7 protein-coding genes and 1 pseudogene are annotated in these 8,107 nt (G+C 41.5%); 2 read left to right on the top strand and 6 right to left on the bottom strand.

What is annotated here, in order from left to right; genetic code table 11:
* Nucleotides 1-242, bottom strand: a 242-nt coding sequence (locus BKE30_RS13020; RefSeq protein WP_076879019.1) for a hypothetical protein, incomplete at its 3' end; no start/stop codon positions are given.
* Nucleotides 243-390: 148 nt separating this feature from the next.
* Between BKE30_RS13020 and BKE30_RS13015 the strand changes: the two genes are divergently transcribed.
* Together BKE30_RS13015 and BKE30_RS13010 are read left to right on the top strand one after the other, a co-directional pair.
* The gene (locus BKE30_RS13015; RefSeq protein WP_004663993.1) at nt 391-1,071 is read left to right on the top strand and encodes a heavy metal response regulator transcription factor; all 681 of its coding nucleotides are present in this window, start codon (nt 391-393) and stop codon (nt 1,069-1,071) included.
* Entirely contained in the window at nt 1,064-2,464 is a 1,401-nt protein-coding gene (locus tag BKE30_RS13010; RefSeq protein ID WP_076879018.1) for a heavy metal sensor histidine kinase, read from the top strand. The genes BKE30_RS13015 and BKE30_RS13010 overlap by 8 nt, the downstream gene beginning before the upstream one ends.
* Nucleotides 2,465-2,502: 38 nt before the next feature.
* Here BKE30_RS13010 and BKE30_RS15765 read toward each other — a convergent pair.
* The 5 genes and pseudogenes from BKE30_RS15765 to BKE30_RS12980 all read right to left on the bottom strand — a co-directional run bounded on the left by BKE30_RS15765 (nt 2,503) and on the right by BKE30_RS12980 (nt 7,544).
* Nucleotides 2,503-3,783 (bottom strand): annotated as a pseudogene (locus tag BKE30_RS15765) (MgtC/SapB family protein).
* The gene (locus tag BKE30_RS12995) at nt 3,780-6,155 is read right to left on the bottom strand and encodes a heavy metal translocating P-type ATPase (RefSeq protein WP_076879016.1); all 2,376 of its coding nucleotides are present in this window, start codon (nt 6,153-6,155) and stop codon (nt 3,780-3,782) included. The pseudogene BKE30_RS15765 and the gene BKE30_RS12995 overlap by 4 nt, the downstream one beginning before the upstream one ends.
* Nucleotides 6,156-6,166: 11 nt before the next feature.
* Complete coding sequence (locus BKE30_RS12990; RefSeq protein ID WP_004281871.1) at nt 6,167-6,817, bottom strand: methyltransferase family protein; 651 nt, start codon at nt 6,815-6,817, stop codon at nt 6,167-6,169.
* A 20-nt stretch (nt 6,818-6,837) separates the two neighbouring features.
* Nucleotides 6,838-7,086, bottom strand: coding sequence for a DUF2933 domain-containing protein (locus BKE30_RS12985; RefSeq protein ID WP_004695740.1), 249 nt, complete (start codon nt 7,084-7,086; stop codon nt 6,838-6,840).
* 26 nt (nt 7,087-7,112) lie between these two features.
* On the bottom strand, nt 7,113-7,544 hold the full coding sequence (locus BKE30_RS12980; protein WP_004695737.1) for a hypothetical protein: 432 nt from the start codon (nt 7,542-7,544) through the stop codon (nt 7,113-7,115).
* Nucleotides 7,545-8,107 lie beyond the last annotated feature (563 nt).

Genomic DNA, 8,107 nt, shown 5'->3' with positions numbered 1-8,107 from the left:
ATATTCATCATAGAATGATCCATTTTTGACATGTCAGATGAGTTAGGCGACTGATGTTGACTATGATCTTGCTGAGTCTTGTCATCTTTTTCCATTTTACAAGGTTTTGTACAAGGTTCCTGTGCTTTTACCGTTTTAGTGGCACTTGAGGTTGATACATCTTTTGCCCAAGATTGAGTACCAGCAATTAAAGTTCCAGCACACATTAAAATTGTTAGACTACGACGCACTACAGTTTTCATAAGTTTCTCTAAAAGTTAATTTCTTGCTACTACAATAAAGTGAAGCACTGAACATCTAAGTGACTTGAAAATGACATTTTTGTAATCTATCTCGATCAGATGTTTTATAACGTTATTATAGTTTTAATGAATGACTTAGGATTCGGAAATGAGAATACTATTAGTTGAAGATGAACAAAAAACTGGTGATTATCTCAAGCAAGGTTTATCCGAAGCTGGCTATATTACGGACTGGGTTACAGATGGGTTAACGGGTAAACATCAAGCTCTTTCTGAAGAGTATGACTTAATTATTTTAGACGTGATGTTACCTGGACTAAATGGTTGGAATATTATCAATGATATTCGTAGCAGCGGTAAAACAATGCCCATTCTTTTTCTTACCGCCCGAGATCAAATCGAAGATCGAGTAAAAGGATTAGAGCTAGGCGCTGATGATTATTTAGTTAAGCCTTTTGCTTTTGCAGAGCTTCTAGCTCGAATAAAAACGCTCCTTAGACGAGGGCAACAAAGAGAAGATAATAATATTATTAAGATTGCTGATTTAGAACTTGATTTGAGAAAACGTCGGGTAACACGAGCGGGTCAACGCATTGATCTGACGGCAAAAGAATTCGCGCTTATGGAACTTTTTATGCGTAGACGAGGTGAAATTTTACCAAGAGCGCTGATTGCTTCTCAAATTTGGGATATGAATTTTGATAGTGATACGAATGTCGTTGAAGTCGCTATTAAACGATTAAGAAGTAAAGTTGACAGTAACTTTACTCCCAAATTAATTCAGAATATTCGAGGAATGGGGTATGTACTAGAGGTAGAGGATGAATAATAATTTATTCAGAGCGATCAGTTTCCGGATCGGTATCATTTTCTCATTATCGACTATTTTCATTCTAATTATTATGGGTTTGTTCATAAATAAATTAGTAATGCATCATTTTGAAACTCAAGACCGTACCCAATTAGAAGGTAAAATCCAGCTTATTCAGAATCTTCTCCAACAGCATCCTAAAAATTCTCCAGAACTTAATTTCTATTTAAGAGATGCGTTAGTTGGACACCATGATCTTATGGTCCAAATAGAACGACCGACAGGCCAAATTTTATTTAGTTCAGCATCCTCAATCATTAATACTCAAAATTTAATCAAGTCAGCAAATAATTCATGGATTAAATGGCAAGTTCAAAATAAGACCTATCGTGGCATGATCTACACTACAGGTATAAATAGAAATTCTGAAATACAATCTGTACGAATTATTGTTGGGATCGATACATCAGAACATCTACATTTTCTAAAAGATTTTAAGCGTCAACTTTTGTATATTGGTTTGGCTGGTACAATTTGTTTAATGTTTTTAGGTTGGTTTGCAACCTGGAGAGGTTTAAGACCAGTGCAAAAAATGGCTAAGGTCGCAGAAGGAATTTCTGCTCAACATCTTTCAGAACGTTTAGAAGTTGAGCATACACCAACCGAACTAAAATCATTGGCAATCGCCTTCAATGCTATGCTGGACAGACTAGAGTCAGCTTTAGAAAAACTTTCCGATTTTTCATCTGATTTAGCACATGAAATTAGAACACCGATTAATAATTTAATGACCCAAACTCAAGTATGTCTCGCCCGTAACCGAGATATTGGTACTTATCAAGAAATACTATTTTCTAATTTAGAAGAATTTGAACGTTTGGCTCGAATGGTGTCCGATATGCTTTTCTTGGCAAAAGCAGAACATGACTTAAATTTACAGAACTTACAGAATATTGACCTCATTAAAGAAGTTACCGCTTTATTTGATTTCTATGACGCTCTAGCTGCCGAAAAAAATATGACACTTCAACAAACAGGATCTGGCAATGTAAAAGGTGATCCTGCTATGTTACGTCGCGCACTCAGCAACCTATTGTCTAATGCAGTTAAATATGGAAACAAGAATTCTACAATACAGATAAAACTTCAACAGAATTTAGATAACACAATATTTTCAATTGAAAATGAAGGCCCTGAACTCTCTCCTGAACAACTATCCAGATTATTTGATCGTTTTTATCGAACAGATGCGTCTAGACAAAGAACAGAAGAAGGAACCGGCTTAGGGCTTGCCATAACAAAATCTATTCTTGATATGCTTGGGGCGACCATCCAGGCTGAATCCCTCAATGGTCGAATCATTTTTACCATTGTTTTTCAAAGTGAATCCATGCAAGGGGAATCATTTTAACTCATTTTTTGAACATCTTCCATTTACCCGAGTTGACCTTACATAAAGCTCAAACTGAGAGCCAGAGCTACGCCAGCACCTATCATGGCAATTGTGTAGCCAAATATGATAGCTCGGCCAAACTGTGCCCCCCTGTCATCCATGCAATTGTCGCTTTGCTTAACATGTTGCTCAGTGTGGCCAGCCCTAGCGCGACAGCAGCCACATTTGTTGTTAAGCCTTCAGTACTATGCAGGCGGGCAAGTGAGACTAAAATAGCATCTACGTCTGCTAGCCCGGAAATAGTCGATAATACGAAGATGCCGCTGGTGCCCAACCATTGTTTTGCTGCCGGGACCAAGACTGCCATGACAGAAAGGAAAGCAGCGAAGCTGAATGCTGTCCCAAGATCAAAAGGAGCCATTGCTTCTATTGTTCGATCGTTGTTTTCAGCGCTGGTAATTTGGCGTTGTCTCCACAGTGCCATACCCAGCAAAAGGATTCCCGCAATCATCATTGCACCACCAAAAGTGCTTAGCAATGCTGGCTCAATGACGCCTATCAGTAGCCATACGAAAAAACATGATGCCACAGGCAGCCAATGTTCCAGAAATAGCAGCACTGACCATGACGGGGTGCTGGCGTGTATAGCGTGCCAGTGCGACAGTTGCAGCTGTAGAAGATGCCAAACCACCCAATAGACCTGTCCAGAGTATGCCTCTTTGTGAACCGGTGAGCCGCATGGCAAAATGACCTGCCAGAGAGAGTCCGGCAATCAGGATCACTGCCCACCATAACTGGTAAGGATTTAATGCAGCAAAAGGTCCCATACCCGTATTGGGTAAGTAAGGTAATATAACGACAGAAAGTACCAGTAACTGTAGAGATGCGGTTAATTCACGATGTTCGATCAAGCGTAACCAACCATGTAAGGTTGGCTTGAGATCCAAAAATACAGCCACGATGACAGCCGCTGTTAATGCTAAAGTAACATTACCATGGGATGCATATGCACCTAGAACTAATGTCAACAGCATCGCGATCGTCGTGGTAGCGCTTAAATTACCGGAAATTTTTGCGGTACGCGCGTAGGATACCGTAAGTAAAAGGGAAAGCCCTAATACGGCTGCGACTAGTGGCCAAGGCCCAAAGTTTGGCTGTAGATGACCCAGCACTCCTCCGAGTAATCCTGTCAATGTGAAGGTACGTAGGCCTGCTACTCGGCTGCCCTCGGGCAATTCACGATCGTGCCATCCTCGTTCTAAACCAATGAGCAGGCCGATGGCAAGTGCTGCAATAAGACCTGGTACATCTGGTGGAAGAAAAGAACTCTCTATCATAACTTTTTATTTCGCAGGCGAAGGGCATTCGTGATGACTGAAGCTGAACTAAAACTCATCGCCAAGGCCGCAATCATGGGTGACAATAACCAACCGGTAAATGGATAGAGTACGCCAGCTGCGATTGGGATACCCAAGGCATTGTAAAGGAAAGCAAACATGAGGTTCTGTTTCATGTTGCCAACAGTAGCTTCCGAAAGGGAACGGGCAACCGCGATACCGCGTAAATCCCCCTTGACCAGCGTAACTTGAGCACTATTCATTGCAACATCAGTTCCGGTCCCCATAGCGATACCGACATCAGCCTTGGCTAGTGCTGGTGCATCATTGATTCCATCGCCGGCCATTGCCACGATGCGACCTTCCTTCTGCAATTTGCTGACCAGTTCTAGTTTATCTGCGGGTTTAACTTCACCATGTACCTCATCAATACCCAGACGTGCTGCGACTGAACGGGCAGTGGTGAGACCATCTCCTGTTGCCATCACGATACGTAGTCCAGCTTCCTTCAGGGTGGCAAGTGCTTCAGGGGTACTTTTTTTGATGGGATCGGATACTGCAAGCAGGCCGGCCAATTCACCATTGATGGCTAGATGCATCACACTTGCACCTTCTGAACGCAGCTCTTCGGCTTGCGGAATCAGAGATTGTACCGAGATACCTAATTGCTCCATCAGTGCTGTGTTGCCCAAAGCTAACTGACGATCGCCCACTTGACCTCGAACACCAATCCCTGAGCCTGATTCAAAATTATCTGGTGTTTCAAGAGACAGGCCACGTTCGTGTGCTGCATTTACAATCGCTTCGGCTAGCGGGTGTTCACTGCCTTGATCAAGACTGGCGGCTAAACGTAATACTTCAGATTCATCGAAACCTGATGCGGCAACCACACGATCGAATACAGGGCGTCCTTCGGTCAACGTACCTGTTTTATCGATGATTAGTGTGTCAATCTTGCGCAGATTCTCAATGGCTGCTGCATCGCGGAACAACACACCATGAGTAGCACCTTGACCCGTTGCAACCATGATAGACATTGGAGTTGCCAAGCCTAGTGCACAAGGACAGGCAATAATGAGTACTGCCACAGCATTGATTAATGCATAAACCCAGCTCGACTCTTCTGGGCCGAACAGTCCCCATCCAAAGAAGGTAAGCAAGGCAATGGCTACTACAGCCATGACGAACCAACCTGCTACCTGATCAGCCATACGTTGCATTGGTGCTCTCGAGCGTTGAGCTTGTGCCACCATCTGTACGATCTGGGACAACATGGTACTTGAACCAATTTTCTCTGAACGCATGATCAATGAACCATTGGTATTCAGGGTAGCGCCAATGACATTATCGCCGACACGTTTAGTGATTGGTAAAGGTTCGCCTGTCAGCATTGATTCATCTACTGAACTACTTCCTTCAGTGACTACACCATCCACAGGAACTTTTTCACCTGGGCGGATGCGAAGTAAATCTCCTACATGGACATGAGTCAGAGGAACGTCTTCCTCAGTTCCATCGGACAGAATTCGGCGAGCTGTTTTAGGAGCAAGTCCGAGTAGTGACTTAATTGCAGCAGAAGTTTGCGAACGTGCTTTTAATTCTAGTATTTGTCCCAGTAGGGTCAACGAAATAATGACCGCTGAAGCTTCAAAGTAAACAGCGACACGGCCCATGGAAATAAATGAGTCTGGAAAGATTTGTGGCGCTACAGTTGCAACCACACTGTAAATAAAAGCAGCCCCTGTACCTAGACCGATCAGGGTCCACATGTTCGGGCTGCGATTCACGACCGATTGCCAACCCCGGGAAAAAAATGGCCAACCTGCCCAAAGTACAATTGGGAGTGACAACACCAGTTCAATCCAGCTCTGAACCGCCATATTGAACAGGTTCATTTGATGACCAAACATCGCCAAAAAAGTCACGATGATGGTCAATGGCAGTGTCCACCAGAAGCGTCGGCGGAAATCACGTAACTCCGGATTCTCATCTTCCTCTAATTCAGGAATGAGTGGCTCCAGTGTCATTCCGCATTTAGGACAGTTTCCAGGATGATCTTGTTTAATTTCTGGATGCATTGGGCACGTATAGATGATCGTGCCTGTTGTGCTTGTCTCATTAACGGATTGAGTAGTCTGATGATGCTGTGTATGTGCATCGGCAGTCGTCGTTGCGGGTTTAGCGATATATTGCACCGGGCTGCTATGAAACTTTGATTGACATTTATCACTGCAAAAAAAGTAAGTTTTCCCCTTAAATTCCTCATGGTATTTCGATTTTTCAGTGACGGTCATACCACAGACTGGGTCTTTCAGTACGTCTGTTGTAGCCTGTGCCATATGGTCCTGGTTATGATTTTTTTGATCTGACATAAATAATTCTCTTATGGTAAAGTGGTTTTATGGCCGAATTTTGGAATAAATCTCGGAGTCTGTTGAGCATAGCTGTCATAGACAGCGCCAAACTGTTTACTCATTTCAGCCTCTTCCTTAATTGCCAAGCGGCTGTACATTAAGAGTAGGATTGGAAACATAATCAGTGTCAGTAAAGTTGGCCATTGCAATAAAAAACCCAGCAAGATCATCACAAAAGCCACGTATTGTGGGTGACGTATACGTGCATAAGGGCCTGTGATCGCTAAAGAATGCTGACGTTGCGCGTTGTACAGCACGTGCCATGACGTTGATAACAGGTAAAATCCATAGCCCAAGAAAACGTAACTGGCGATATGCAAAATGCCAAAATGTGGATCACCTTTTTCACCTAATAGCGTTGACCACAAGTGACCTGCATTATGAGAAAGTAAGTCAAGTTGAGGGAAGCGAGTTTGAAGCCAACCAGATAACAGGTAAATGGTTAAAGGAAAACCATACATTTCGACAAATAGAGCAATGATAAAAGCCGAAAAGGCCCCAAATGTACGCCAATCGCGCGCAGTGGAAGGTCTAAAAAAACTGAAAGCGAACATGATAAAAACTGCTGAGTTAATGATAACCAGCGTCCATAAACCATAAGCCGATTCCGCATGATTCATGATGGATCTCCTGATAAGAGCTATTTTTTGTTATCAGATATATCGGATTTTTTTTGCTGCGAGTGGTTATGCCCATGACCACCATGCATAAAAATATGCATCAGTGGACACGCTAAAAGGAATAAATAAGGCAAAGCACCGATAACGTGGGCTAAATGTTCCGTTAATAGAAAATAAGCTGCGATACCACCCAGCACGATTAGACCAATGGCATAACGTGTAGACCAGAAGTTAGGTACTGAATTATTTTCTTGGTGTTGGTGATTCATGGTGCTTTCCCCTAATTCATGGGTAACTATTTAGTTGCTGACGGAGGCATACAGTCCATCATCATCTGCATCATGGATTGCATCATGTCCATACGTTTTTCCATCATCTGCTGACGGTCAGCCATATTTGCATTCATGCTTTGGCTGCCCATCTGTTTCATCATACTCATACCTCCTTGCATGAGTTTCATGTGCTCAGCCATAAGTTTCTGACGTTCTTGTGGGGTTTTTGCAGCCATCATCTTCTCATGCATGGCTTGCATCGCCTTCATGTGTTGATCCATTGCAGCCATTTTATCTGTAGCAGTGGTGCTGGTAACTGTTTGCTTAATTGTTACTGCAGATGGTGCTGTTTTTTCAGGGTGGTGATCTTTGTGTTCATCGGATTGCTGTGCAAATGTATTCAATGACGCGGCTGCGATACATAAGCCCAAAAAAATGTTTTTGAATTTCATCATAATTTTTTCCTTTAAATAATTTGGAAGTAAAAGCTATGTTTTAGTACTGAACAGAGTCTAGGAATTTGACTACTAAACTGATGAAATTTTTGGTTATTCTCTGTCTCTCTTAAAAATTTTAGCACTATTAATTAATTATTTTTAAAAATGACAAAAATGTAATTTTGAGATCTTCTCGAAATATATAGTCTATGCTGAGATGACAAAAATTTTATTTAATATTAATCTTTTAAAACTATTAAAGTTGTTATGATTTTATGTGCTTAAAAAAATAAAAATGAAATGATTAGATGACTCCAAGGCTAGTTAGAGACACATTCTTAATGTAATTTACACTGTTATTCCTTTAAAGAAAAAATACAGTTGATCAAAATAGTTTTTTATAGAAAAAAGGGTGGATAATTTAATTATTAAACTTATTGGTATATTTATTAGATAGAAGGTAAAGAAGATTATTTTTAATATTAGGGTTTATAATCCAAATTTCAGAGTAAGGAATCTACTACTTATATAATAGAGATTCAATCTCCAAAACAGTACTACTGTATGAATGAGTTGTATTC

Origin of the sequence: Alkanindiges hydrocarboniclasticus (genome assembly GCF_001982605.1) — a bacterium.
Classification (GTDB): Bacteria; Pseudomonadota; Gammaproteobacteria; order Pseudomonadales; family Moraxellaceae; genus Alkanindiges; species Alkanindiges hydrocarboniclasticus.
This window is presented reverse-complemented; position numbering and strand designations above follow the sequence as displayed.